Origin of the sequence: Thalassospira sp. A3_1 (assembly GCF_017744215.1) — a bacterium.
Classification (GTDB): domain Bacteria; phylum Pseudomonadota; class Alphaproteobacteria; order Rhodospirillales; family Thalassospiraceae; genus Thalassospira; species Thalassospira lucentensis_A.
In genome coordinates, this window is the sequence record NZ_JAGHQQ010000001.1 from 1,324,458 (window position 1) to 1,349,794 (window position 25,337).

Consider the following 25,337-nt stretch of genomic DNA (forward strand, 5'->3'; position numbering starts at 1 on the left):
ATCCTTTGATTAAAGGCGGTGTCGCAAGGGGCGGTCAAGCATGTTCACGGTTGAAATGATTCTTTTTTCGGCAAAATAAGGGTTTGATGAAAAATTGAACTGGCGTGTTTTGTTGATTGCGTAAAAAACGGGCGCTTTACAGTTCGGTTACGGTTTTGCCGGCCGCAAGACATGGGTGTGATCGGCGGCATACAGGCGGGAATCGGTGAAATCCTTACGCCCAAAGACCTCGCCCACCATGATCAGGGCGGTCCGTGTGATGCCGCTGCCTTTGACCTTGGCGCGGATATCGCCAAGCGTGCCGTGGATGAATTGCTGATCGGGCCAGGTGACGCGATAAGCAACCACCACCGGGCAATCTTCGCCGTAATGCGGCACCAGATCACGGACAACATTGACCAGATTATTGACCGACAGATGCACCGCAAGTGTCGCCCGCGAACGGCCAAGTTCGGCCAGACTTTCGCCTTCGGGCATGGCGGATGACCGCATGGCAGTGCGCGTCAGGATCACGGTTTGCGAAATATCAGGCAGGGTCAGTTCGGCGCCCAGTTCGGCGGCGGTGGCGGCATAGGCCGAAACGCCCGGCGTGATGTCATAGGGAATGCCAAGGTCATCAAGCCTGCGGATCTGTTCGGCAATCGCGCCATAAATTGACGGATCACCGGAATGCACGCGCGCGACATCCTGCCCTGCGGCGTAGGCCGTTTCAATTTCGGCCAGGATTTCATCAAGGTTCATTGGCGCGGTATCAATCACGCGTGCACCAAAGGGGGCGGATTTGACGATTTCCTCGGGCACGAGCGATCCGGCATAGAGACAGACCGGACATTTTTCGATCAGTTTAAGCCCGCGAACGGTGATCAGATCGGGGGCGCCGGGACCGGCACCGATAAAATGAACGGTCATCAGTTTGCCTTATCGTTTTTGGGGTCATTCTTGGAGTTATCGAGGCTGTGGACGGGTGCATTGGCTGCGTCGGGGCCCTTTTTGGCATAGCCACGCGGGGTATAGACCCAGCTGTTTTCACCGCGTGTGATATGGCGGCTGTTACTCGATCCGACCAGAACGGTGGTCAGCATATCGACCATGTCGACTGCAAGTTTCGCAAGCGGAACGACCGTGATTTCCTCGTCCGGGCGACCAAGCTGCCGACCCAAAACAACTGGTGTTTCCGGCCCGCGGTATTCAAGCAGGATATCACGCGCCTGTGCCAGAAGATCACGGCGGCGTTTGGATACCGGATTATAGAAGGCAATGACAAAATCACCCTCGCCCGCGGCCTTGAGGCGGCGCAGGATATCTTCGCGCGGGGTCAGAAGGTCTGAAAGCGATATCGCGCAGAAATCATGCCCCAGTGGCGCACCGATCCGCGATGCGGCGGCCTGAAGGGCGGAAATGCCCGGCGATACCTGCACGGCAACGCGGTTCCAGTCAGAACGATTTTCGCGATCAAGCAGTTCGAACACAAGTGTCGCCAGCGCGTAAATCCCGGCATCGCCGGACCCGATCAGGGCGACGTCCCTGCCGGTGGCGGCCAGTTCAAGTGCGTGTCGGGCACGGGCTTCTTCGGCACCAAGGTCGGAATGATGGCAGGATTTGCCGTCAATCAGCGGTCCCAGCAGATCAAGATACATCTGATAGCCGACAATATCGGTGGCGCGCGAAATCAGGCGACTGGCTTCGGGGCTGCGCCAGCCGGGCTGTCCAGGGCCGATGCCGACAATCGACAAACGTCCCTGTGGACGACCGGATTGCATCGGGTCGATATCATTGCTGGCAAGCCCGATGGCACAGGTGGCCCGTTTTGATTTCTGTTTCGAAACGATCAGAGTGCCGTCCTTGCCGACCATGGCAAGTGCCGCGCCCTCGGCAACGCCGTGGCAGCCGGTTTCGGCAAAGACAATGTCGGACGGATTGGCAAGGCGGGGGGCTTCGGCTTCCAATGTTTCAGCGTCATAAAAACGTGCCGGGACGCCCAGATGATCGGCCAGTGCGTGAACAGCGGCTTCATCGGCCTTGAGATCGATGGATGCCACGCAGGCAACGCTTTGCGCGCTCAGGCCATTTTCGGCAAGAGTTTCGGTTGCGAGTTTGATCAGCTCGTCCGGTTCACAATGACGTTCGCATCCGACGCCAAGCGCCAGAACCGGCGGGTGATAGACAATCTCGTGATTGTTCCTGTCGTCGCTATTCATTTCCATCGCCTTGGCGGTGGTGCGAATGATGACCTTGCCGGTGTCGCTGCGTTCGATATTGCTGTTGGTCAGCCAGGCCGCCGATCCTGCCTCGATCTCGAACCGGGCGGTTTCACCGGCCAGAAGGGCGGCGGTGGCAGGTTTGGCGTTCTGTGGATTGGCAAGATGCCAACCCACGGGTGGTTCATCAAGGGCCAGTCCCAGCATCGCATCGCCCGGCGTGGTGATCGCCGCCTGCCCTCCCAGCCGTTCGGCCAGATCGCGTGCCAGCCGATTGCCGCCATGATGCCCGCCCAGAAGCGGAATAAAGGTGCTGCCAGCTTCGTCGACGGCGATAACGGCCGCATCCTGCCATTTGCCGGCCAGAAGCGGCGCCAGTGCGCGGATCAGGATGCCCGATGCGCAAACACCGATAATCACATGATCGGCTGAAAATGTTTGTTGCAGATGTGTAATGGTATCGTCGAACGCGACATCGACATCACTTGCCGAAACGCGCGTGCGCAGGCCGTGAACCGATGCGCCCTGCAGATTTGCGGTAATGCGTTTGGCGGTGGCAAGGGCGCGCTGTGTCAGACAGATGACCGCAATCGGCGCAATCGGGTCCGTCGGCAGGATCGGGTTGGTCGTGCTGGCGTCGGGGGAATTCGGGGTCGTCATCGCCATGCATCTCCGCGACGGTGGATCAGGATCATCGAGAAATAGGGTGCGATGGTATCTTCCGGAAGGTCACCAAGCGGGACCATTTTCTGGGTTTCAAGCGTCGCGCGTTCGATATAGCGCGCCCGGCCGGTCAGGCCAAGTTCTTCGATCACCTTGCGGACCTTGGCGAAGTGGCGGCCAAGTTTGATGATGGCGGCCGCATCGGTATCGCCAAGCTGCGCGCGCAGCCGTTCTTCGGATAAGGGTCCCGGAATGACCTGCAACACATCGTTTCTGGCGGCAAGCGGTGCGCCAAGCTGGGCGGCGCAGGCCATCATTGAACTGACACCCGGCACGGTTTGAACCGGATGTCCTGCCTCGGCCAGGCGGCCAAACAGATACATGAAGCTGCCGTAAAAGAACGGATCGCCTTCGCACAGGACGGCAACGCTTTTTCCGGCTTTCAGATATTCGCCGATTTCAAGGGCGGCGGCATCATAGATCGGGTCGGCGGGCTGGCCCATGGTGATGCGAATGGCAATTTCGATCCGGCCATCGGGGACATGCGGGGCGACGATCTGGCGGGCCAGACTGGCACCGTCTTCGAGGGCGGGATAGGCAATCACATCTGCCTTTTGCAGGATGTTATAGGCTTTGAGCGTGATCAGGTCGGGTTCGCCCGGCCCGATGCCAAGGCCATAGGCCGTACCCGCCACGGGCAATGCGCTGGCGGGTGTGGTGGCCGCGTCGCTCATACTTTTACTCCGACATAGTGGGTGACGGGGGCAAGGTTGCTCCAGCCCCTGAAACTGCCGCGTGGAACCAGCCGGGAAACCGACAGGCGCGACAGGGTGCCACCATTTTTATTGTAAAACCGTAATAATTCTTCTTCGCCTTCCAGCGTGACCGTATTGGCCACCAGCCGCCCATGCATCGGCAGGATATCCCAGCACCGATCCATCAGACCGGGGATCGTAATACCACCGCCGACAAAAATCGCATCGGGTGTCGGGAGCTGATCGGCGAAGGCAATTGCGTCCTCGATTGCCTTTTGGCGGATGACCAGATCGGGTGTGCCAAGGCGGATGGCATTTTTGCCGATCAGATCGCACCGTTTTGCATCGCGTTCAATGGCGATGGCCTGACCGCCAGCACGCATCCATTCAATGGAAATCGAACCGCAGCCGGCCCCCAGATCCCAAAGCATGGCGTCGCGCCATGGCGCAAGGGATGCCAGTGTCTGGGCGCGAATTTCCGATTTGGTGATCATGCTGTCATGGATGAAGGCATCATCGGGCAGACCAGCACCATTGCCCAGAACGCGGCTTTTGGGCCCGGCCACCAGATCAATCATGATCAGGTTCAACGGATCGACCGGTTTGACATCGGGCATTGAGGTTGCGGTGGATTGCCATGTCTGTGCGGTTTGGGTGGTGATGCGTTCCTGTGTGCCGCCCAGCCGTTCGCAAATCGTCATTTGGCTTTGATCGTAGCCGGCTTCGCACAGCATAACCGCCACCAGTGCAGGGGTACTGCCATCGGCACTAAGCGCGATCAGTTTACCGCGCGGGTGCAGGCGCGATCGCAGGATTTCCGGTTCGCGCCCGTGCAACGTGATCACATCGCATTCGGCAAGTGCCCAGCCCATGCGGGCGGCTGCCAGACTGATGCTGGAGGGATGCGGGATTACGGTAATTGATTTGGAGCCGAAATAATTGACAAGTGTGTTGCCGACACCAAACAACATCGGGTCGCCACTGGCCAGGATAATCGGGTTCTGATCAAGGCAATCCTCGATCAGGGGCATATTGGCTTCGAACGGGGTAATCCAGCTGTTCTGGATGGCAATATTTGATCCGGGCAGCATGGCGATATGGCGTTTGCCGCCAAAGATCACGCTGGCGGTTTCAAGTATCTGACGGGCAATCGTGCTTAGTCCGTCATAACCGTCTTCGCCAATGCCGATCACGGTGATCTTGCCGTTCAGGGGCGATTGTTCGTTCATTTGCCATCCCCTTTGTCAGCGCCGCTGGGGTTTGCGGTCGTGCCATCCGGTGTCTGCCCCGGCGCTGCAAGGCGCGCCAATGCGTTGAGCGTTGCCGCGGTGACTGCGCTGCCGCCAAACCGGCCGCGCAATGTGGCGAACGGGATGTCACCGGCATGGGCAATCAGGGCTTCCTTGCTTTCCTCGGCCCCGACGAAGCCCACCGGCATGCCGATGATCAGTGCTGGTTTCGCCAGACGGTTCGAAATCAGAGCTTCGAGCAGATGAAAAAGCGCGGTTGGTGCATTGCCGATGGCAATTATTGCACCATCGATATGATCTGCCCAGTATTCGATGGCAGCAGCCGACCGTGTGGTGCCAAGTTTGCCTGCGCGTTCATCATTGCCATCTGCATTCAGTGTGCAAATGATCGGATTATCGGCGGGCAACAGGCGGGAAATGATCCCCTGACGGACCATTTCCGCGTCACACAAGATCGGCTTCCCCTTTTGCAGGGCGCCTATTGCAGCAGGTGCGACATTTTCGCCAAATGCAATTTTATCTGCAATTTCAACCATGCCGCAGGCATGAATGATCCGCACGGCAACCGGACGCAATTCTTCCGGAAAGCGGGCGAGATCGGCTTCGGCTTCGATGGTTGCAAAGCTTTGCCGATAGATTTCCTGCGGGTCCCGCAGATAGTCGAACATCGCCGCGCCTTTCGCAAAGGAACGAAGGGCGACCGGTCAGGAGCCGGTCGCCTTGTTGACATCATGGGCATGATCGTGGGCGTGGTCATGTGTATGGCTGTGCCCATGATCGTGTGAATGCCCATGTCCGTGATGGTGCCCATGACCATGTCCATGGCTATGTCCATGACTGTGGCCGTGGCTATGCCCGTCTGTACCGATCCCCATCACATGGTGATGATGGCCGACCTGGGCTGTGCCGACATCACCTTCGAACCCGATGATCTGTTCGCGGTATTTGCACAGCTGACAGTTCATGTTGTTTTCGCCGGTATCGATCTCGGCCAGACGTTCGGCAAAGCTTTCCAGCACCAGTGGATGATCGCGCAGATATTCCGCCTTGATGAATTCGACATCGGGGAATTCGGCGGCAACTTCGTCGGTGTGGGTGTAAATCCGGTCGATCAGGATGCCCGCAAACAGGAAATACGGGAAGACTACCACGCGCTTGTAACCAAGCTTCATGGCTTCGCGCAGGCCAGCATTGACGCGTGGATGCGCAACACCGGAATAGCTGATTTCGGTACGACCGAAACCAAGGCCTTCCTGCAGCATGCGGGCGACCTTATAGACGTTTGAATTGGCATCCGGATCATTGGTGCCACGACCGACGACCATCAGAAGGGTATCCTTGCGCGTGATGCCATCATCAGCCGTTGCAAGGGCTTCTTCGATGCGATCAGCACTTGCGCGCAGAAGCTTGGGATCAATCGCCAGATCGCGACCGAATTTCACGTCGATATCAGGGTTTTCATGGGCGAAGTTGTTCACCTCGCTTGGCAGGTCGTTTTTGACGTGACCGGCGGCAAAAAGCATGCCCGGAAGCGCATAGATTTTCTTGTGGCCCATGGCTTTGAGTTTTTCAAAGCCGTCACGCAGGATCGGGTGGGCAAATTCGAGAAAGCCGCTTTCGACATCATAATCGGCCAGATGGGTCTGCTTCATTGTTTCAACCATGGCGTTGAACTGTGAAACAGCGCGCTCATCACGCGAACCGTGTCCGCAAATCATTACGGCGCCTTTGGGGGACATAAAAGGCTGCTCCTTTGTCTCTCTCGTGTTTTTGTGCATGACGGTCACAAACCGCCACGGTACCCGATGCCACCCCCGTTTTCACCGATTGGACTGCGGAATGCAAGCCGCAGCTGATTGAACAATGGTCGCGAGGGCAGACAGGAATGGAAATACAAACTGTTGTGGTCCGTTTTACAGACGTTTGCAGATGTTGTGGTGATGCACCTTGCCGTCCGAAACGCGGATAGGGATGGGGACGGCTTCCTGACGTCGGATGTTAAACATGATAGTCAACATTGTTATGAAGAAAAAATAAAAAGTATGAAATTGCTTCTACCAAAGCCCGGTCGGATTGGCAAATCGTGCCGTTCGTTCAGACGGTTGCCCGTTTAACATCGTATGAGCATTGACGGAAATACGTGCGCAACGCACATTGCCGCAATGGAAACCGCGATCCTTCAATTTCTGATCCCGCAGCCCGGTTTTACGGGCCCACTTTTCACCGTGCTGGTACTGGCGCTGGTGCTGGATGCCGTTTTTGGCGATTTCCCGTGGCTGTTCGGGCGGGTGCCGCATCCGGTGGTCTGGGTTGGCAATCTGATTGCGTGGTTTGATAAACGCCTGAACAAACCGCGATATGGCAACAGTGATCGCTTTTTACGCGGAAGCCTTACCAGTCTAGCGGTGATTGCCTGTGCGACGGTGTTTGGTGGCGTTATCCAGCTGATATCCTCGTTTGGTGGTATTTTCCGGTTTGCCGATATTCTGCTGCTTGCCATCCTGATTGCGCAAAAGGGGCTTTATCAGCATGTCAAAGCTGTCTCTGTCGCGTTAAAGCGCGATGGACTTGCGGGCGGAAGGGCGGAGGTTTCGATGATTGTCGGGCGCGATCCGCAATCGCTTGACGAGGCCGGGGTCAGCCGGGCGGCGATTGAAAGCTGTGCGGAAAACTTTTCGGACGGGGTGGTCGCACCGCTGTTTTGGTATGTGCTGGGCGGGCCGATCGGGCTTTGTGCCTATAAGGCGATCAATACGCTTGATTCGATGATCGGTCATCGCAGTGACCGTTATCTTTATTTTGGCAGGTTCGCGGCCCGGCTTGATGATGTTGTGAACTTTATTCCGGCACGGATTGCCGGTGGGGTGATCTGCCTGGCCGCCGTGATAGGCCGCAAAACTTCCGGTGCGCATGCGTGGAAAACCATGCTGCGCGATGCGTCAAAGCACAAATCGCCGAACGCCGGATGGCAGGAAGCGGCTTTTGCCGGGGCGCTTGACTTGTCGCTTGCCGGGCCGCGCCAATACGGCGCGGAACTGGTCGAGGATCCCTATATTGGCGATGGCAGGCGGGATGCCGATGCCAGCGATATCGACCGCGCACTTAAGCTTTACACCACGTCCTGCATTCTGAACGCTACGTGGCCGATATTACTGAAGATGATCTGGGTTGGGCTGGACTAGTCTTTGCCCTGATTGATGCGCGCAATGGTGGAGGTCGTCGAAAAACCGTCGGCGAGATTGGCCAGAACGACTTTGCCGCCGTACCCCTGAACGATATCTGCGCCGACAACCTTGTCGATGGTGTAATCGGCACCCTTGACCAGAATATCGGGTTTGAGGGCCTCGATCACAGTGATCGGGGTGTCTTCGCCGAAAATCACCACACCGCTGACGGTTTCAAGAGACCCCAGGACAGCCGCACGGGCGGCTTCGGATTGCACGGGTCGTGCTTCGCCCTTAAGCCGTTTGACCGACGCATCGGAATTAAGCCCGACAATCAGACGGTCACAATTGGATCGCGCCTGTTGCAGAAGGCTGAGATGGCCCGGATGCAAAAGATCGAAACAGCCATTGGTGAAGCCAACCTTGTATCCCTTGCGGCGCCAGCGTTCGACACGATCCACCATGCGGTCAAGCGGCATCAGTTTGGCTTCGCCGATCATCAGGTCGTGATGATGCAGGACAGAAACCAGCTCGTCCGGATAAACAACAGCCGTGCCGATCTTGCCAACCACAATGCCTGCCGCGACATTGGCAATGCGGGCTGCATCGGAAAGCGACGCACCCCCGGCAATCGCCGAGGCAAGGCAGGCAACAACCGTGTCACCGGCACCGGAAACATCAAATACTTCGCGGGCCTCGGTTGGAAGGTGAATGGCCTCACCCGTGCTGGTGACAAGCGTCATGCCGTCCTGGCTTCGGGTCAGAAGGACGTTTTCAATGCCGCATTCGGTGATGATTTTGGTGGCCGCGGCAATTGCATCCTCATCACTTTGAATGTCGATGCCGGTTGCGGCCTGGGCTTCCGCGCGGTTCGGAGTGACGACCGTGGCACCGCGATAGATGCTATAATCCGTACCCTTGGGATCGACGATTACCGGCTTTCCAGCCTTGCGCGCGGCGGCAATGGTTGCGGCGACAACGTCACCATGCAGAACACCCTTGCCGTAATCGGAAAGGACGATAGCGCTGACATCGGGGGCCAGTTGTGCAGCCAAAGCCGAAAGGTTGCTGATGGTTGCCGCCGCAAGCGTTGCGGTAGTTTCGTTGTCAGATCGCAACAATTGTTGTCCGCCTGCGATATAGCGGGTCTTGATCGTGGTCGGGCGGTTGCGTTCAATCTGGATATAGGGTTCGACGCCCTTGTCATTGGCGACATATTCCATGACCTCGCGGCCCGGAAGATCATCACCGACAAGTGACAGGAAACGGACCGATGCGCCAAGGGCCGTCGCATTGCGCGTGACATTGCCCGCCCCGCCCAGCATGGCGCTTTCGCGTTCGACCCGAATGATCGGGATCGGTGCCTCGGGCGAAATGCGCGTGACCGAGCCATATACGAACCGGTCGAGCATGACATCGCCGATGCAAAGCACCTTGGCATTGGGCAGCTGTTCAACCAGTTGGGCCAGATGGCTAAGATCGGTCATGTTCGTATCGTCTTCTGTTCGTTAAGTCGAAGGTGTTTGGTCGGCTCAGGCTTTGGTCAGGCCAAGGGTATGTTCCAGCGCGCCAACCAGCATCTGCCCGATCTGGATATGCATTTCCTGAATGCGGGCGGTGGTGTTGCTGGGCACGATCATTAGCGGATCGCACAGATCGACCATCGCGCCGCCGGTTTTACCGGTCCATCCGGTGGCGATCAGCCCCATCTCACGCGCCTTTTCAAGGCCGAGATTGACGTTCCTGCTGTTGCCGGAGGTCGAAATGCCAATCGCGATATCGCCCGGCCGCCCTAGTGCCTCAATTTGGCGCGAGAACAGATAATCGAAACCGAAATCGTTACCGATGGCGGTCAATGCTGAGCTGTCTGTTGTCAGTGCGATGGCTGGTAAAGCGCGCCGGTCATTGATGTAGCGAACCGTAAATTCGGTTGCGATATGCTGCGCGTCAGCGGCCGATCCGCCATTGCCAAAGAACAGGAGTTTGTTGCCTTCATTCAGCGCATTGGTGCAGATCGATACCAGCTTTGCAAAGGGCGCACGCGTTGCTTCGCGGGTTTTGTCGACCAGATCAAGATGCTCGTCAAATTCGGCATCGAAGAAGGCATTGATATCCATGTTTTTGATCTCTGGAATGTTCGAGGCGATGAAATCGGGCTGAAACTAGCAGCTTGGATGATGTATTGCCATGACTTATCGTTGTGGAAAGCAGTGTTTGCGGCAATTGGCGGAACGTCAGAAAGTGCCCGTTTTTCCCGTTTGGTTTCAATTTATCACAATGATAAATACATAAGCTGTTAACAGGCAGCGAACTATTGTATTTCAATCGGGACTTTCCCCGCGCGTTGCACATTGGAAAATCTGGTCATCCTGTATGTCTGAAAGCACGTTACCCTCACCCGAAGCCTTTCTGGTCGATTATGTGCGGCGTCTTGAACGTCGCAAGGATGGCGTGGGGGCAATTCATGTGCATTTTTCAAAACTTCTGCCATTCAACCGGCGTGACCATCACATCCGCACGGCAATTGCATCGTTCGAAGACATCGTGCCAGAAGTTACCGGGCGCATCTTTACGCTGTCCAATCAGGATCTGATTTTTATCTTTGATGCGGCCGAGATTGACGAGGTCAATGCCGTCATCTTCCGGCTTAAATTCCTGTTCAATGACGATCCACTGATCAGTGATGGCAAGGATGAAAGTGGCGCACCGGCGACCTTTACCGACTATTTTGACGTTGCCCAGCAATACAAGGATTTCCTGCATCTGACCCAGACGCTTGTGCGATCGAACGCCAACCGTCCGCGTCAGGTCAGCAAGGCGGCCGAGCGCCATAACGATAGTCCTGATCTTGAAGACGGTCGTGCACCACTGACGCCGAAAATCCTTGGTCGTATCGACGAGGCATTGCGTCGTGCCGATCTTTCGAACCTGATGCGCCGACAGGCGATTTGTGCCGTTGTTGGTGATGCAAACCCGACGCCGGTTTTCCACGAACTGTTCATTTCGATCAAGGATTTGCAGCAGACGTTGCTGCCTGATGTCAATGTTCTGTCGAATCGCTGGCTGTTCCAGCACCTGACGGAAATTCTTGATCGGCGGATGTTATCCCTGCTTACGCGCAGCAATGACGCATCGGTTACCGGCTCGGTCAGTATCAATCTGAATGTTTCGACGCTGCTATCGCCGGATTTCCTGACGTTTGACAGCAATGTCAAAGCAGGCCAGCGCGGCACAATCGTGCTTGAGCTGCAGAAGATCGATATTTTCGCTGATCTTGGGGCGTTTTTCTTTGCGCGCGATTTTTGCCGTGATCGCGGATACCGGATTTGTATTGATGGCATCAGCCATCTGTCGCTGCCCTATATCAACCGCAACAAGCTTGGCGTTGATATGATCAAGATGATCTGGGACCCGGAAATGGAAAATCTGGACGAGGAACACGGCAATGCGATGCGTGAAGCGGTCGCGCAGTCAGGCGATACGCGTGTGATCATGTGCCGTTGTGATGATGAACGCGCGATCAAGTTCGGTCATGGCATCAATATCACCATGTTTCAGGGGCGTTATGTTGAGCAGCTGCTAAGCGAACGCACTAAAAAATAACGCCAGCAAATAGCTGGCGTCTTTTAATTCCGAAGTCAAAACGATTATGCACCGCAGCTTGCAACACCAGCCTTGGCAAAGGTTGCCATGCCGTTGTGGCATTCCGCTGATGCCCGCAAAAGAGGGATGGCAAGGGCTGCCCCCGATCCTTCGCCAAGGCGCATGCCAAAATCGAGAAGCGGTTGTTTACCCAGTTTTTCGATCAGGCGCTTGTGGCCCGGCTCGGCCGAGACATGCCCGATCATGCAATGATCAAGCGCATCGCTGCGGATGGCGGCAAGGGTTGCCGCAGCGGCGCAGGATACATAACCATCAAGAAGAACCGGCACCCGCTGATAACGAGCAGCAAGAATGGCACCGGCCATCGCCGCGATTTCACGACCACCAACACAGCGCAGAACATCAAGTGCATCATGCATCTGATTTTTGTGCAGGATGATGGCGTCGCCTACCACGCGTGTTTTGCGTTCAAGCGTTTGATCGTCAATGCCGGTACCGCGTCCGGTCCAGTCGGCGGCTGCACCGCCAAACAGTGCGTGGGCAATAGCCGCTGCCGAGGTGGTATTGCCGATTCCCATTTCACCGGGCACAAAAAGGTCGAGCCCCTTTTCGATTGCGCTCATGCCAAAGGCCATTGCTTCGGCACAGCCTTCGTCATCCATGGCGGGTTCTTGTGAGAAATCGTTGGTTGGAATTTCAAGTGCGACTTCCATCACGCGCAATTCGGCATCTACTGTTTTGCAGATCTGGTTGATCGCCGCACCGCCATTGATGAAGTTTTCCACCATTTGCTGGTTGACCTCGACCGGGAAGGCGGACACGCCCTGGGCGCAAACACCGTGACTTCCGGCAAAGACCGTGACACGCGGACGTGACATGTTCGGGCGTGAATTTCCCTGCCACCCGGCCAGCCAAAGGCTGATATCTTCCATGCGACCAAGTGCGCCTGCGGGTTTGGTCAGTTCGGGCTCGCGCGCGCTGACGGCGGCCTGTGCCTCGGTATCGACACCGGGCAATTCGGCCATCAGGGTGCGGATTTCATCAAGGCTTTGCGGGGGATGCTTGGGGTCGAACATGGAAAATCTCCGGCTGGCGGACGAGGATGCAAAGCGTCTTCTGCTTGGCTTCTGTCGCGCCCATGATTAGTCTGATTGCGTGCAAAATGCCAGTTCGAATATGGGAAATCACCCGTGACAAATGATCATAATCAAGCCGGAATGAAATCGCAAAGCCCTGATGACGAGGGCATTGCCAGCAAGATTGAGCACGACGAAGACATTTCGTCGCCAAAGGGACCGGTTACCGATTTCTGGCGGGCGCTGGCCCTTTTGAGCCGTGTTCCGGTTTCTGCAACATGTGACTTTCGCCCGGTTGCGATCGCGCGGTCGGTCTGGTGCTGGCCATTGGTGGGACTGTTTATTGCAGGTATCGCGATCATCCCGGCATATCTGACCGAAGTTCTCACCGGAAATGGCATGATTGCGGCCATTGTCGCGACGCTGGCACTGATCCTGTTAACCGGGGCGATGCATGAAGATGGTATTGCCGACTGCGCAGACGGATTTGGTGGCGGGCAGGACAAGTTGCGTAAACTTGAAATCATGCGTGACAGTCGCATCGGCACATATGGTGTTGTTGCACTTGTTTTATGCCTTGCGATGCGTGTTGCTGTTCTGGCGGCTGCGGGTGAAAGCGGCAGCATGGCCGCCATTCTGATTGTGATGGCGACACTATCGCGTGCGGCGATGCCGATTGTGACCTATGTTTTTGATCCGGCGCGTGAAGACGGGCTTGGCAAGGGAGCCGGACGTCCCGACATCAGAATGGTCGCGGCAGGACTTGCCGTTGCCTTGATACTGGTGGTGATTGTTGCAGGGGCATTGACCGCATTCATGTGTTTGGTTGCCATGATGGTCGGGGCATCGATCGTCGGCTGGATCGCCCGGCATCAGATTGGTGGCCATACCGGTGATGTGCTGGGTATGACGCAAATCATTTCCGAGCTATTTGTCGGCATTGCATTTATCGCAGTGTTGCAGGTCACTTGGTGATAAGATCATAAAAATACCGCCGCGCAAATTGACCGGCATTTCATGGATTACATTTTTCCTTGGGGGAAGAATGCAGAAGGCAGTGACGACGCGGTGGTGGCTTGTTCGCCATGCGCCGGTGACAAATCCGGAACGGCTTGTTTATGGTCGAAGTGACATGCCGGTTAATCTGTCGGATGAAAAAGCGTTGCGGGCCTTGGCGCGTCAACTGCCTCGCGAGGCGATCTGGGTTACCAGTCATTTGTCGCGAACGCTTGATACCGCGTTAAAACTTCTGGAACTGATGGATGAAAACATCCTGCCGACCCGTGAGACCGGGTTTGCCGAGCAGCATTTCGGTACGTGGGAAAAGAAGCACTGGAATGACCTTCCGAAGGGGGAGACCACACGTTTCTGGACGGATTTTGCCAGACAGCACCCCCCGAATGGAGAAAGTTTCGGGGATGTTGTCGAACGCGTCGGCCCGTTGTTTGACCGGTTGACGCGCTATTGGGCAGGGAAAGATATTGTCGCGGTTATTCATGGGGGAACGGTACGCGCGGCTTTGGCAAGCGCCCTTGGTCTGCCACTTGAGGCGGCGTTGTCGTTTCATGTCGATACACTCGGTTTGACGCGGATCGAACATATTGCCGGTGTCGATCAGCCTGGCTGGCGGGTAACCGGTGTGAATTTGCGCTATTAGACGATCTGGCGATTTTGGATGAAAAGAACCCCGCGCGAAAATCAGGCAGGGTATCTGTTTCAGGCTGATTTTCGCTGTTCGGTTTCACGCGAACCAGAAAGGGCGTATTCCGACAAAAAGCGATCTACCATATCGGCAGTGACATCGTATCTGCCACAGATTGACGCGACATCTTCGAGATAGGCTTCGTAGTAGGGAATAGGGCGGCTGCGCGATTTGCCGCGAAGCTCGTTGATTTCAGTGAAATCGGACGTGAATTCCGGTGCCTCTATCACCTGAATAATCGTGTCGTCGATGATGGCCGCTGGTTTGCCCTTGTATTTCTTGCCACAGGCTGAAAGCATTTTGCTGGCGGTCGGGATGGATATCCCCGGCTGACCCAGAAGCTGTGACATTTGATCCTCGTCGAAATCGTCATTTTCGAACAGTTCCACGAGTTTGGTCAGGTCACGGACCAGAAGCGAAAGCGCATTTACGCGAATGCCACGCGCATGCGACCAGATAATGGTCGCGACAACACCACAGGTCGGACGGCTGGCATAAATGTTTCGAACATCACGACGCGCCAATGATATTTCACCATTCACGGCATGATGTTGCAGGAATTCGGGAAAGGATTGATCATTATAGTTCAATCTATCAAGCAACCCGCGCCACATGTCTTCGCGTGATACGGTTTGCCAGGTTGTTGATTTCAGGTTCCGAATTCGTTGAATTTGTTCATGAATTGCCATTTGATCAGCAAATTTCCAATTAACCCCAAGAGTTGACCCGAAACCTTTTGCGGTTCCAGCATCCGGACTTTGTTTGTTTTGTAATGTTCGGCGATCACGCTGGCGGCTTTTGGCAGCTCTGATTCCAACGTGATAAAATTATGTTCTCCTAAAGAATAACCGCTCACAAGCAGTCAATTCTTACAAATACTGACCTTATGGCTAGGTCGGAGTTTGGGCTTTGGTCATAGGGGCAAAGCTGCTAGGTTCGGCGCTGCCGTTTGGTGATGGGAAACCGGTGTGATGCCGGTGCTGCCCCCGCAACTGTAACGGGTTGGGTGATCCGGGTGATGTGATGTCACCAGCCACCGGTAATGTTGATGCGTAGCCAACATGCCGGGAAGGCGGATTGCTTTCATGCCCGCAGCCAGGAAACCAGCCATCGGTATCCCTGTTCGCAAGGATATGGGGTAACGCAATCGGGCCTCGGTGGGAGGTCAAAGCGAAGGAAAACGGGTATGACCCAGAATATGGCTGAAAACAGCCAGCTTGCCGGGATCCATCTGATCCTTGGCGGTGCCAGATCGGGCAAAAGCCGGTTTGCCGAAAACCGGATCAACCATGCAGGCGGCGGTATCTATATCGCGACCGGTCGTGCGTGGGACGACGAAATGGCAAACCGTATAGAACTTCACAAATCATCGCGCGGCGAGATGTGGCAAACGATCGAGGAACCGCTTGATCTTTGCACGGTCCTGTCTGCCTGCAATAGTGATGGCAGCAAACCGGTATTGGTCGATTGCCTGACGCTTTGGCTGACCAATCTGATGCTGGAAGATCGCGATATCGAGGCCGAATTTGACCGATTATGCGACATCCTTCCTGGGCTGGACATTCCGGTTCTTCTGGTGTCGAACGAGGTTGGCTTCGGGATTGTGCCGGAAAATACCATGGCGCGCAGCTTTCGGGATCACGCAGGACGATTGCATCAGCGAATTGCCGAACTTGCTGATCAGGTGACGCTTGTGGTTGCCGGCATTCCGATGGCAGTTAAATAGAACAGAATTTATGGATTTAAGGACAATTGAACATGGCACAGCTTGGAAAAATCCCGGCAACAGTGATCACCGGCTTTCTTGGTGCAGGAAAAACCACGATGATCCGCAATATGCTGGAAAATGCCGGGGGTAAGCGGATTGCACTGATCATCAACGAGTTTGGCGATCTGGGTGTTGACCGCGAGGTTATTAATGGATGTGGCATATCGGGTTGTGCCGAGGACGACGTTGTCGAACTGGCAAACGGGTGCATCTGCTGCACGGTGGCCGATGATTTCCTGCCAACCATCAAGGGGTTGATTGATCGTGATACACCGCCAGATCATATCGTGATCGAAACATCCGGGCTTGCATTGCCAAAACCGTTGGTCAAGGCGTTTAACTGGCCGGAAATCCGGTCGCGCGTCACGGTGGATGGCGTCGTTGCCGTTCTGGATGGAGCGGCGTTGCGTGACGGGCTGTTTGCCCATGATCATCACGCGGTTCAGGCACAGCGCGAAGCGGACGACAATCTGGATCACGAAAGCCCGCTTGAGGAGCTGTTTGAAGAACAGCTCCATTGTGCGGATATGGTGGTTCTGAACAAAACCGATCTGCTGAGCGAGGCCGAAATTGCCAAGGTCGAGGCAGATGTCCGGGCCGAGCTGAAACGTCCGTCCGTCAAGATTATCGCAACCGCGCATTCAAAGGTCGAAAATGCTGTGTTGCTGGGTCTTGGTGCGGCAGCCGAGGACGACCTTGATAGTCGCCCGTCTCATCATGACGATGGTCACGAACATGACCATGATGATTTTGAAAGCTTTGTCGTGTCGCTTGATAATGTTGAGGATGCCGCAGCGCTTGAGAAGCGTTTGATTGATGTTGTGCGTCAGTTTGATGTGCTGCGGATCAAGGGGTTCCTTGATATTCCCGGCAAACCGATGCGTCAGGTCGTTCAGGGTGTTGGTGAACGGTTCCAGCGTTATTTCGACCGTCCGTGGGCGGCAACCGAAAAGCGCCGGTCGGAACTGGTAGTGATTGGCCTGCATGGTCTGGATCGCAACGCTATCGAAGCGGCCATCAAGGCGTCTTGAAGCGGCGCGTTCATGTTTGAACACTGAGATCATCCGGCTGCGCCAGTGCAGGCCGGGTGATTTCAGGACCCTGATATCCGAGAAAAGAAACGGAAGTTCCCGATGCATCTACTTGCCGCCCAGCCGGGACTGGTCACCGATGGAAGCGAGGCCGTCGATCTGGGGCAAAGCCCGGGCGATGTTGTTATCCTGTCGGCTGCAGAGTCCGAGCTTGCCTGTCTGGCGGGTGCGCAGGCACGGCTGGATGCGGGGTTTGGCAAGGATGTCCCTTCCCTGCGATTGGCGAGCCTTTTGCAGCTGGGGCACAATATGTCGGTCGATCTTTATGTCGACGACGTTCTGGCAGAGGCCAAATTCATCATCGTGCGTATTCTGGGCGGGCGAGGATATTGGGAATACGGGATCGAACAACTGGTCGAACTGGCCCTTCGCAACGATGTGCCGCTGGTACTGTTGCCCGGTGACGATCAACCCGATGCAGAGCTTCTGTCCCTATCGACGGTTAAGGGCAGCACATATCAGCAAATCTGGCGTTACCTGATCGAAGGTGGGCCGGAAAATGCCGAACATTTACTTCGTCTTATATATGAAAAGTTAAACCCGTCTGTCAGCTGGAACTGGAAACCGGCGGCACCCTTGGTCAAGGCCGGGTTGTACTGGCCGGGAAAAACAACGGCAAATCTTGAAGAAATTGAACAAATTTGGAAACAAAATCATTCTGTTGTTCCGATAATCTTCTACCGTGCGTTAATTCAGGCCGGTAATCTGGACGTAATTGATGCACTGGTTGAAGAACTTCAGACTAATAAACTAAACCCGTTGCCAATTTTTGTTGCCAGCCTGAAAGATCCGGTTGCTGCTGCCTTGGTCGAAGAATGGCTGGGGGCAACCAAAGCAGACCTGATCCTCAATACCACCGGTTTTTCCCTTGCGGTGCCGGGTATCGAACGCCAGAGCGGACCGTTTGACGGTGTAGACGCACCGGTTTTTCAGGTTGTGCTGTCGGGCGGTGGTGAAGCGTCCTGGCGTGATGGTGTCAACGGGCTTGCCGCGCGCGATATTGCGATGAATGTAGCATTGCCGGAAGTAGATGGGCGTATCCTGTCGCGTGCAGTGTCATTCAAGGGATCGGCGGGCAAGGATGCCCTGACACAGATTGATCTGGTCAAATATATCCCGGTACGCGATCGTGTTGCCTTTGTTGCAGAACTGTCGGCCAATTGGGTCAAATTGCGCAAGACGGACGCTCCGATGCGCAAAGTCGCGATGATCATGGCCAATTACCCCAACAAGGATGCGCGGCTTGGCAATGGTGTGGGGCTTGATACACCGGCCGGGATGATTGAGACACTGCGTGCGATGAAGGATGCCGGGTACAGGATTGACGACCTGCCGGAAAATGGCGATGTGCTGATTGCCGCGGTTAAGGCCGGGCCGACCAATGATTACAAGTCGCTGGCTGATCGGATTGTTCGGGTGACGATCCCGGTTGCGGATTATCGCGCGGCATTTGCCGCCCTGCCAGCGCGCATTCGCCAGCAGGTGACAGATGCCTGGGGTGATCCGGAAAGCGATCCGTTTTATCTGCCGGATCGGGCGGCGATTGCCCTTTCGATCCTGCCGATGGGCAATGTTGTCGTCGGGTTGCAACCGGCACGTGGATACAATATCGATCCGCTTGAAAGCTATCACTCGCCCGATCTGGTGCCGCCCCATAACTATTTCGCGTTCTACATCTGGCTGCGTCATCATTTTGGGGCGCATGCGGTCATTCATTTCGGCAAACATGGCAATATGGAATGGTTGCCGGGCAAGTCGTTGGCGCTGTCGGAAGAATGCTTCCCCGAGGCCGTGTTTGGCCCGACGCCGCATTTCTATCCCTTTATCGTTAATGATCCGGGTGAAGGCACACAAGCCAAGCGCCGTGCGCAGGCCGTGATCCTTGATCATCTGACACCGCCTTTGACGCGGGCGGAAAGTTACGGGCCGCTCAAGGATCTGGAGGCGCTGGTCGATGAATATTACGACGCAGCCGCGGTCGACCCAAGGCGGCTGCTGATCCTGAAGCGCGATATTCTTGAACTTGCCATTCGCATCGGCCTTGACCGTGACTGCGGGATTGAGCCGGACGAGGATGAGGAAAGCGCACTTGCCAAACTTGATAACTATCTGTGCGAGTTGAAGGAACTTCAGATTCGCGATGGTTTGCACATCTTTGGCAAAGCGCCGGAAGGCGATCTTTTGACCGACCTTCTGGTCGCATTGGCAAGATTGCCAAGGGGCGCGAGCGAGGGGCCGAAGGCATCGCTTCATCGTGCCCTTGCTGCCGATATTCTTGGTGATCCCGGTTTTGATCCGCTTGATTGTGCCTTTGCCGAGTTTTGGCCGGGCCTGAAGCCCGAAATCCTTGCGCGATATGATGTTGGTCCGTGGCGCACCACGGGTGATACGGTGGAACGGATCGAGCTTTTGGCGCGCGATCTGGTGCGCGGTGTGATCGCGGCCGATAGTGCATGGCAGCGGACAATTGAGGTTCTTTCCGATATCGAAACATCTATTCGTCCAGCGGTCACAGCCTGTGGCGATGCCGAGATTGCCGGATTGCTGCGCGGTCTTGCGGGCAAGTTTGTCGAACCGGGGCCATCGGGTGCACCAACGCGCGGTCGACCGGACGTTTTGCCAACCGGGCGGAATTTCTATTCGGTTGATACGCGGACGGTTCCGACCCCGGCGGCATGGCAATTGGGCTGGAAATCAGCCGAACTGTTGTTGGAACGGCATGTTCAGGATCACGGTGAATGGCCCGCGGCCCTGGGTCTTTCGGTTTGGGGCACCAGCAATATGCGCACCGGGGGCGATGATATTGCCCAGGCGCTTGCCCTGATGGGGGTACGGCCAACCTGGGACAGTGCATCGCGCCGGGTCACCGGGTTCGAGATTATGCCCGCATCCCTGTTGGGGCGTCCGCGCGTTGATGTGACGTTGCGCATATCGGGTTTCTTCCGCGATGCATTCCCCGGCTTGATTGACCTGTTTGACAGCGCGGTGCGTGCGGTGGCCGAACAGGCGGACGAAGCGCCGGACATGAACCCGATTGCGGTTCGGGTTACGGCAGAAACCGCTAAGCTGTGTGAGGCTGGGGAAAGTCACGATCAGGCACGGAAACAGGCGGCATTTCGCGTGTTCGGCGCCAAACCTGGTGCCTATGGCGCGGGGTTGCAGGCGATGATCGACGAAGAACTTTGGGAAGACGAGACCGATCTGGCGGATGCCTATCTGGCGTGGGGCAGTTATGCCTATGGCAACGGGGCAGAAGGCGAAGCGGCGCGTGATCTGTTTGAAACGCGGCTGTCGCGGGTCGATGCGATTGTTCATAATCAGGACAACCGCGAACATGATTTGCTGGATTCCGATGACTATTATCAGTTCGAAGGCGGAATGACATCGGCGGTTCGACATCTGTCCGGCAGGCAGCCGACGGTCTATCACAGTGATCACTCCCGCCCGGAAAGCCCGAAAATCCGAACTTTGGAAGAAGAAATTGCCCGTGTTGTCCGGGCCCGCGTGGTTAATCCGAAATGGATCAAAGGCGTGATGCGCCATGGTTACAAGGGCGCATTTGAGATGGCGGCGACGGTGGATTACCTGTTTGCCTTTGCCGCGACGGCGCGGTGTGTCGCAGATCATCATTTTGATCTGGTTTATGATGCGTATCTTGGCGATACGGATGTGCGTGAATTCATCAGGGATCACAATCCCGATGCGTTTTGCGATATTCGCAATCGTCTTCGCGAGGCGATTGATCGTGGTCTTTGGCAGCCGCGCCGGAATTCCGTATCAGTCGATCTGATGGGGAACGGCACGGCATAACCGGGCCTTGGCCGTCATCGTGAATCACGAGAATTTTACCGTTGAAATGAATAGTCGGAACAAACCGGGGAGTTGAAACGTTTCGTTTTCGCACCATATCTCTTTTAACCAAGTGTTAATCAATTGGTTGAGGGACGGGGCACACCTATCGAGCCGATAACCGCAAAAGACGGATCGGCAACAGAGTTAGGAGGCCACTATGGAAAGAACGAAACACGTTCGTTTGCCTGACTATCTGCAGACCCCTCTGCCGGTTCATGCCGGACATGCAGACATTGTCGATTTCCTGCTTGCTGATGCCGACCTTCCTGACTGGTTACGCGCCGATTTGCACGGTCAGGGTCATGACCGCCCGGCCCGCGGTGCGATCCGTTCGGTTCTTGACCTGCGTGAACGGTTTAACGGTGTTCATGCACCGGTCAGTATCGAAGAATTTCGTGATGGCCTGGACGAACTGGCGCGCCATCTGCCGGGACCAGATCAAACAGCCATCGAAATCGATGCCAAGGTGCGGATTTACTGGCGTTATCTTCAAGGTGTCGAGCGTCAGATCTGGCGGGCAACCATTTCAAGGGCTCATGTGGCGTTAAATCATTTTCCCGTGGTTCGCGAATTGAAGTTACTGATTGCGGATGTTGTTACGACGCGCAACTGGCTTGAGCGTCGGCTTGAAGTGATCGAAAAAAGTTTCCAGAAACCGGTTCATGCCCCGAATGATGCTGTGCGCAAGGCATTGTTTCGCCTGCGTCAGATGTCACCGGGTGACCGTTTACAATTGTTCAACAAGGCACGGATGCGCCGCCCCGAATTGCGTAATACCGACATGCGCGAGCCTGATAAATGGGCCGATCTGGTGACCGGCGATCTTGGATTGTCATCAGGTTGAAGTCGTAACAGACATGTCAGTGAACCGAACCCGGTGGGGTTCCGGGGGACCGCACCCGTTACGGGTGCAAGAGCGCGGTTGGAAACGGCCGCGCTTTCTTTTTGGGTGGTTGTCGATAGTCTGTCAGACGGGCAAACTCGCAAGATTGATTTTCCGGGGGTATATGGATGCGCGCGTTTTTTGCCGTTGCCGGTCTGGTTTTGCAATTTGGTGCGGGGAGCGGCATTGCGGCGGCGCATGACTGGCCAAAGGTCCCGAACGGGCCGCTGCATTGGCAGTTGCAGGGCGACATTGATATCGGCGGCAATATTCGGGTAACCGATAGCGATCTGTTTGAAACGACGACCAATCAGGTTCAGGAATGGCGCGAAGCCGGTATTTTCCCGATCTGCTACATCAATGTTGGCGCGGTCGAGGACTGGAACGACGATTATGCCGAATTCCCCAAGGATGTGATTGGCAACCCCTATTGGGGTTGGGAAGGCGAAAACTGGCTTGATATCAGCCGGTTCGAGCAATTCGCCCATATCATGGAGGCACGGTTTGACCTGTGTCGGGAAAAGGGTTTTCTGGGTGTCGAGCCGGATAATATCGATGCTTACGAAGCGGATGGGTCGAACAAGAAAACCGGGTTTGAACTGACACGTTCCGATCAGCTTCGTTATGTCGGATGGCTGATTGAGCAGGCGCATGCCCGCGGGCTTGCCACCGGGCAGAAGAATGCCGGCGGACTGGTTCCGGAACTGGTCGGCCGGATGGATTTTGTCCTGCTTGAATCATCATTTCGGTTTGGCTTCATGGATGCGTTTTTACCTTATGCAAAGATGAAAAAGCCGGTTTTTGCGGTCGAATATATCGAAGAAGGGACCGATCCAGACCGGTTCTGCCCTGAAGCCCGAAAATACGGTTTCCAGGGTATCGTCGCGCATCTTGAACTGGATCAGAAACCCGAAAACTGTCCTTGATCAGGGGCGCGCTTCGCCGCATTGTTCCGACAGAAATACAAAGGGATGAAGCAATGACCGACAACAACACGCCTGATACCGACCTGAATGCTCGCCATGACGAAAAAATGAAGAAGATCAAGGCCGCGCGCGACAAGATGATGGCGCAGAAGATCGACAAAAAGGGCCTTATCATCGTTCATACAGGCAAGGGCAAAGGCAAGTCGTCATCGGCATTCGGCATGGCGATGCGGTGTGTCGGACATGACATGAAAGTCGGCGTTGTGCAGTTCATCAAGGGTGGTTGGGAAACCGGCGAGGCAAAGCTTTTGAAGAAGTTTCCCGATCTTTGCGAATTTCACGCCATGGGCGCGGGCTTTACCTGGGAAACACAGAACCGGGTGCAGGATGTGGCACTGGCGCGTGAAGCCTGGAACAAGGCGCTTGAGATGATGCGCGACCCAAGCTTTGCCATGGTGATCCTTGACGAGATCAACATCGTTCTGCGCTATGATTTCCTGCCGCTTGATGATGTTCTGGCAGCGTTGGCGGATAAACTGCCCGACCAGCACGTTGTCCTGACCGGCCGAAATGCGCCCGATACCCTGATCGAGGCGGCGGACCTTGTGACCGAGATGACCATGATCAAACATCCGTTCCGCGAACAGGGCATCAAGGCACAGATCGGTGTCGAGTTCTGATCTGCGGCTTCGGTGGATAGCCAGATACAGGAAGGTTTTGAAACCGGAATGAGTGCGCGCCCTGTTCCTGCTTTGATGTTGCAAGGTACCGGTTCGGATGTCGGCAAGTCCCTGCTGGTAGCCGGGTTATGCCGTGCATTTGCGCGGCGCGGGCTTCGGGTGCGTCCGTTCAAGCCGCAAAACATGTCCAACAATGCGGCCGTGACCGATGATGGCGGTGAAATTGGCCGGGCACAGGCGTTACAGGCACGAGCTTGCGGGGTGCCCACATCGGTCCACATGAACCCGGTTCTGCTGAAACCGCAAAGTGACATCGGCGCACAGGTCGTGGTGCAGGGCAAGGTCCTGACCAGTGCGAAGGCGCGGGATTATTACCGGCTGAAACGCGATTTGCTGCCGCGTGTGACTGAAAGCTTCGACCTGATGGCACAGGACGCCGATCTTGTGCTTGTCGAAGGTGCAGGATCACCGGCTGAGGTTAATCTGCGCGCGGCTGATATTGCCAATATGGGCTTTGCCGAGGCGGCAAAAATCCCGGTGGTGCTAGTGGGGGATATTGATCGGGGCGGGGTGATCGCATCGATTGTCGGCACGCATGCCCTGCTGTCCGAAGGGGACCGTCACTGGCTGCGTGGTTATATCATCAACAAGTTTCGCGGTGATGTCTCGCTGTTCGAGTCTGCCTTGCAGATCATCCGCGATCAAACGGGACTTGAATGTTACGGTATCGCAACATATTGGCATGGGGCCAATCGCCTGCCTGCCGAGGATGGTGTCGCGCTTGAAAAAGCCGGACGTTATGTGCGGGCCGGTAAGGGTGGAAAACTGATTAGGATTGCAGTGCCGCATCTGCCGCGGATTGCGAATTTTGACGACCTTGATCCGCTGGCGGCCGAGCCGGATGTCGAACTTCTGATCATTAAACCGGGCGAGGTTATTCCGGCCGATATCGACCTTGTGCTTTTGCCTGGAAGCAAATCGACCACATCCGATCTTCGTTTCCTGAAAGAGCAGGGTTGGGATATCGATATTCTGGCGCATTACCGTCGGGGCGGTCACGTGATTGGCATTTGCGGCGGGTATCAGATGCTGGGACGCATGGTCCATGATCCCGACGGGATCGAAGGTGCGGCGGGATCAGAAGCCGGGCTTGGATTGCTTGATGTTGAAACCGTGATGGGCGGTGACAAGACGTTGCGTCAAACCGCCGGGCTGGCGAAACTTGGCGGGGTTGCGGTCAATATTCCGGTCAGTGGCTATGAAATCCATATGGGCGAGACATCCGGGCCGGATCGCGACCGAAGCTGGCTTTGTCTTGAAGGCGGGATTGCGGATGGCGCGCAAAGTGTGAACGGTCGTGTTGCAGGCTGCTATTTGCATGGTCTGTTTGGCAGTGATGCGTTCCGGTCGGCCTATCTGGCGGGGCTTGCCGGGCGGTTGCGTGATGGCAGTGCCGATTTCGAGGCCGGGATTGAAGCAGCGCTTGATGAACTGGCCGATCATGTCGAAGCGTGTCTTGATCTTGACGGGCTTTTGGCGTTGGCGCGAAGCCGGTCGGATTGAACGGATGACAAAAAGCGCAAGATTGGTGCTGTTTGGCGCGACAAAGCCTTTACATTGGCGCATTTGCGTGGTTTGAGAGAATTTGAAATTCCGGTCCTGTAATGAATGGCGCACAGACGCCCTATGGTATCAAACCGCCATATGCGGCCCGGTTTGCAAAACG

22 protein-coding genes and 1 riboswitch are annotated in these 25,337 nt (G+C 55.8%); of the genes, 11 read left to right on the forward strand and 11 right to left on the reverse strand.

Features of this window, described 5'->3' with window-relative positions; genetic code table 11:
* Positions 1–147: 147 nt before the first annotated feature.
* From cobM to J7395_RS06005, 6 genes are read right to left on the reverse strand one after another with little or no spacing between them, the layout of a single operon-like run.
* The gene (gene cobM, locus J7395_RS05980) at positions 148–909 is read right to left on the reverse strand and encodes a precorrin-4 C(11)-methyltransferase (protein WP_209220840.1); all 762 of its coding nucleotides are present in this window, start codon (positions 907–909) and stop codon (positions 148–150) included.
* Positions 909–2,858, reverse strand: a complete 1,950-nt coding sequence (gene cobJ / locus J7395_RS05985; RefSeq protein WP_247741971.1) for a precorrin-3B C(17)-methyltransferase — start codon at positions 2,856–2,858, stop codon at positions 909–911. The genes cobM and cobJ overlap by 1 nt, the downstream gene beginning before the upstream one ends.
* Positions 2,855–3,595: a precorrin-2 C(20)-methyltransferase gene (gene cobI / locus J7395_RS05990; RefSeq protein WP_209220843.1), complete on the reverse strand. Its 741-nt coding sequence runs from the start codon at positions 3,593–3,595 to the stop codon at positions 2,855–2,857. Before cobI ends, cobJ begins: the two co-directional genes overlap by 4 nt.
* Complete coding sequence (gene cbiE, locus J7395_RS05995) at positions 3,592–4,845, reverse strand: precorrin-6y C5,15-methyltransferase (decarboxylating) subunit CbiE (RefSeq protein ID WP_209220845.1); 1,254 nt, start codon at positions 4,843–4,845, stop codon at positions 3,592–3,594. Before cbiE ends, cobI begins: the two co-directional genes overlap by 4 nt.
* Entirely contained in the window at positions 4,842–5,534 is a 693-nt protein-coding gene (locus J7395_RS06000; RefSeq protein ID WP_209220853.1) for a precorrin-8X methylmutase, read from the reverse strand. Before J7395_RS06000 ends, cbiE begins: the two co-directional genes overlap by 4 nt.
* A gap of 36 nt (positions 5,535–5,570) precedes the next feature.
* Positions 5,571–6,605 (reverse strand): sirohydrochlorin chelatase, encoded by a 1,035-nt coding sequence (locus tag J7395_RS06005; RefSeq protein ID WP_209220854.1) that lies wholly within the window; start codon positions 6,603–6,605, stop codon positions 5,571–5,573.
* A gap of 423 nt (positions 6,606–7,028) precedes the next feature.
* On the opposite strand from J7395_RS06005, the gene cbiB reads away from it, so the two are divergent.
* Positions 7,029–8,048 carry an adenosylcobinamide-phosphate synthase CbiB gene (gene cbiB / locus J7395_RS06010; protein WP_247741972.1) on the forward strand — a complete coding sequence of 340 codons (1,020 nt, stop codon included), beginning with the start codon at positions 7,029–7,031 and terminating at the stop codon, positions 8,046–8,048.
* Here the strand turns inward: cbiB and rfaE1 are convergent.
* Together rfaE1 and J7395_RS06020 are read right to left on the reverse strand one after the other, a co-directional pair.
* Positions 8,045–9,517, reverse strand: a complete 1,473-nt coding sequence (gene rfaE1, locus J7395_RS06015) for a D-glycero-beta-D-manno-heptose-7-phosphate kinase (protein ID WP_209220857.1) — start codon at positions 9,515–9,517, stop codon at positions 8,045–8,047. The genes cbiB and rfaE1 overlap by 4 nt on opposite strands.
* 45 nt (positions 9,518–9,562) lie before the next feature.
* The gene (locus tag J7395_RS06020) at positions 9,563–10,147 is read right to left on the reverse strand and encodes a D-sedoheptulose 7-phosphate isomerase (protein ID WP_062949829.1); all 585 of its coding nucleotides are present in this window, start codon (positions 10,145–10,147) and stop codon (positions 9,563–9,565) included.
* Between the two features lie 256 nt (positions 10,148–10,403).
* Here J7395_RS06020 and J7395_RS06025 point away from each other — a divergent pair, with 256 nt between their 5' ends.
* A complete protein-coding gene (locus J7395_RS06025; RefSeq protein ID WP_062949827.1) occupies positions 10,404–11,633 on the forward strand; it encodes a hypothetical protein in 1,230 nt (409 codons plus the stop codon).
* Positions 11,634–11,677: 44 nt separating this feature from the next.
* Here the strand turns inward: J7395_RS06025 and cobT are convergent, their stop codons facing one another.
* Complete coding sequence (gene cobT / locus J7395_RS06030; protein WP_209220859.1) at positions 11,678–12,709, reverse strand: nicotinate-nucleotide--dimethylbenzimidazole phosphoribosyltransferase; 1,032 nt, start codon at positions 12,707–12,709, stop codon at positions 11,678–11,680.
* A 114-nt stretch (positions 12,710–12,823) separates the two neighbouring features.
* Here cobT and cobS point away from each other — a divergent pair, with 114 nt between their 5' ends.
* Together cobS and J7395_RS06040 are read left to right on the forward strand one after the other, a co-directional pair.
* Positions 12,824–13,684: an adenosylcobinamide-GDP ribazoletransferase gene (gene cobS / locus J7395_RS06035; RefSeq protein ID WP_209220860.1), complete on the forward strand. Its 861-nt coding sequence runs from the start codon at positions 12,824–12,826 to the stop codon at positions 13,682–13,684.
* Positions 13,685–13,754: 70 nt separating this feature from the next.
* Positions 13,755–14,366 carry a histidine phosphatase family protein gene (locus J7395_RS06040; RefSeq protein ID WP_062960232.1) on the forward strand — a complete coding sequence of 204 codons (612 nt, stop codon included), beginning with the start codon at positions 13,755–13,757 and terminating at the stop codon, positions 14,364–14,366.
* Between the two features lie 59 nt (positions 14,367–14,425).
* Here J7395_RS06040 and J7395_RS06045 read toward each other — a convergent pair whose 3' ends face one another.
* Both J7395_RS06045 and J7395_RS06050 read right to left on the reverse strand, forming a co-directional pair.
* On the reverse strand, positions 14,426–15,001 hold the full coding sequence (locus J7395_RS06045) for a hypothetical protein (protein WP_247741973.1): 576 nt from the start codon (positions 14,999–15,001) through the stop codon (positions 14,426–14,428).
* A 59-nt stretch (positions 15,002–15,060) separates the two neighbouring features.
* Positions 15,061–15,267, reverse strand: a complete 207-nt coding sequence (locus J7395_RS06050; protein ID WP_209220861.1) for a hypothetical protein — start codon at positions 15,265–15,267, stop codon at positions 15,061–15,063.
* Between the two features lie 59 nt (positions 15,268–15,326).
* Positions 15,327–15,538, forward strand: a riboswitch (cobalamin riboswitch).
* Positions 15,539–15,597: 59 nt separating this feature from the next.
* On the opposite strand from J7395_RS06050, the gene cobU reads away from it, so the two are divergent.
* The 7 genes from cobU (at position 15,598) to J7395_RS06085 (ending at position 25,174) form a co-directional block, all read left to right on the forward strand.
* A complete protein-coding gene (gene cobU / locus J7395_RS06055; RefSeq protein ID WP_197467401.1) occupies positions 15,598–16,137 on the forward strand; it encodes a bifunctional adenosylcobinamide kinase/adenosylcobinamide-phosphate guanylyltransferase in 540 nt (179 codons plus the stop codon).
* A 32-nt stretch (positions 16,138–16,169) separates the two neighbouring features.
* Positions 16,170–17,210, forward strand: a complete 1,041-nt coding sequence (gene cobW / locus J7395_RS06060; RefSeq protein ID WP_062960231.1) for a cobalamin biosynthesis protein CobW — start codon at positions 16,170–16,172, stop codon at positions 17,208–17,210.
* Positions 17,211–17,312: 102 nt separating this feature from the next.
* On the forward strand, positions 17,313–21,080 hold the full coding sequence (gene cobN / locus J7395_RS06065; RefSeq protein ID WP_209220863.1) for a cobaltochelatase subunit CobN: 3,768 nt from the start codon (positions 17,313–17,315) through the stop codon (positions 21,078–21,080).
* A 199-nt stretch (positions 21,081–21,279) separates the two neighbouring features.
* Positions 21,280–21,966 carry a hypothetical protein gene (locus J7395_RS06070; RefSeq protein ID WP_209220864.1) on the forward strand — a complete coding sequence of 229 codons (687 nt, stop codon included), beginning with the start codon at positions 21,280–21,282 and terminating at the stop codon, positions 21,964–21,966.
* A 167-nt stretch (positions 21,967–22,133) separates the two neighbouring features.
* A complete protein-coding gene (locus tag J7395_RS06075) occupies positions 22,134–22,931 on the forward strand; it encodes an endo alpha-1,4 polygalactosaminidase (protein WP_209220867.1) in 798 nt (265 codons plus the stop codon).
* Between the two features lie 53 nt (positions 22,932–22,984).
* Complete coding sequence (cobO, locus tag J7395_RS06080) at positions 22,985–23,611, forward strand: cob(I)yrinic acid a,c-diamide adenosyltransferase (protein WP_097053329.1); 627 nt, start codon at positions 22,985–22,987, stop codon at positions 23,609–23,611.
* A 48-nt stretch (positions 23,612–23,659) separates the two neighbouring features.
* Complete coding sequence (locus J7395_RS06085) at positions 23,660–25,174, forward strand: cobyric acid synthase (RefSeq protein ID WP_209220868.1); 1,515 nt, start codon at positions 23,660–23,662, stop codon at positions 25,172–25,174.
* The last annotated feature ends 163 nt before the right edge of the window (positions 25,175–25,337 follow it).

Coding starts and splice junctions, on each gene's coding strand:
- cobI (WP_209220843.1), bottom strand. CDS start 3,595: ATGAGCGACGCGGCCACCACACCCGCCAGCGCATTGCCCGTGGCGGGT.
- cobN (WP_209220863.1), top strand. CDS start 17,313: ATGCATCTACTTGCCGCCCAGCCGGGACTGGTCACCGATGGAAGCGAG.
- J7395_RS06000 (WP_209220853.1), bottom strand. CDS start 5,534: ATGTTCGACTATCTGCGGGACCCGCAGGAAATCTATCGGCAAAGCTTT.
- cobO (WP_097053329.1), top strand. CDS start 22,985: ATGACCGACAACAACACGCCTGATACCGACCTGAATGCTCGCCATGAC.
- J7395_RS06020 (WP_062949829.1), bottom strand. CDS start 10,147: ATGGATATCAATGCCTTCTTCGATGCCGAATTTGACGAGCATCTTGAT.
- J7395_RS06040 (WP_062960232.1), top strand. CDS start 13,755: ATGCAGAAGGCAGTGACGACGCGGTGGTGGCTTGTTCGCCATGCGCCG.
- J7395_RS06070 (WP_209220864.1), top strand. CDS start 21,280: ATGGAAAGAACGAAACACGTTCGTTTGCCTGACTATCTGCAGACCCCT.
- J7395_RS06025 (WP_062949827.1), top strand. CDS start 10,404: ATGTCTGAAAGCACGTTACCCTCACCCGAAGCCTTTCTGGTCGATTAT.
- cobW (WP_062960231.1), top strand. CDS start 16,170: ATGGCACAGCTTGGAAAAATCCCGGCAACAGTGATCACCGGCTTTCTT.
- cobM (WP_209220840.1), bottom strand. CDS start 909: ATGACCGTTCATTTTATCGGTGCCGGTCCCGGCGCCCCCGATCTGATC.
- J7395_RS06085 (WP_209220868.1), top strand. CDS start 23,660: ATGAGTGCGCGCCCTGTTCCTGCTTTGATGTTGCAAGGTACCGGTTCG.
- J7395_RS06075 (WP_209220867.1), top strand. CDS start 22,134: ATGCGCGCGTTTTTTGCCGTTGCCGGTCTGGTTTTGCAATTTGGTGCG.
- cobT (WP_209220859.1), bottom strand. CDS start 12,709: ATGTTCGACCCCAAGCATCCCCCGCAAAGCCTTGATGAAATCCGCACC.
- cobU (WP_197467401.1), top strand. CDS start 15,598: ATGACCCAGAATATGGCTGAAAACAGCCAGCTTGCCGGGATCCATCTG.
- J7395_RS06005 (WP_209220854.1), bottom strand. CDS start 6,605: ATGTCCCCCAAAGGCGCCGTAATGATTTGCGGACACGGTTCGCGTGAT.
- cobJ (WP_247741971.1), bottom strand. CDS start 2,858: ATGACGACCCCGAATTCCCCCGACGCCAGCACGACCAACCCGATCCTG.
- cbiE (WP_209220845.1), bottom strand. CDS start 4,845: ATGAACGAACAATCGCCCCTGAACGGCAAGATCACCGTGATCGGCATT.
- cbiB (WP_247741972.1), top strand. CDS start 7,029: ATGGAAACCGCGATCCTTCAATTTCTGATCCCGCAGCCCGGTTTTACG.
- rfaE1 (WP_209220857.1), bottom strand. CDS start 9,517: ATGACCGATCTTAGCCATCTGGCCCAACTGGTTGAACAGCTGCCCAAT.